This window comes from Desulfocicer niacini, assembly GCF_054657595.1.
In genome coordinates this window covers 1-220 of the sequence record NZ_BAAHYK010000244.1, presented here as the reverse complement: position 1 = coordinate 220, position 220 = coordinate 1, and the positions used below count along the sequence as shown (strand labels likewise).

1 tRNA gene is annotated in these 220 nt (G+C 42.3%); it reads right to left on the bottom strand.

What is annotated here, in order from left to right:
• Window positions 1-87 precede the first annotated feature (87 nt).
• A tRNA-Ile gene (locus ACYQ2M_RS25590) sits at window positions 88-164 on the bottom strand.
• Window positions 165-220: the final 56 nt, after the last annotated feature.

Sequence of the window (220 nt, the reverse complement as noted above, 5' to 3'; positions counted from 1 at the left end):
TACAAACCAACCCATCGTTAAAATCGATGCAGATGATTTGATTTTTGATAATTTACCACAACAAATTTTCAAAGAGCATAAAAGATCTGGTGGGCCTGGATGGAGTTGAACCATCGACCTCACGCTTATCAGGCGTGCGCTCTAACCAACTGAGCTACAGGCCCAACACTTTGATCTCTCAAAGCTGGTCAGTGAACTTACGAATCGTTTAAGATGTCTC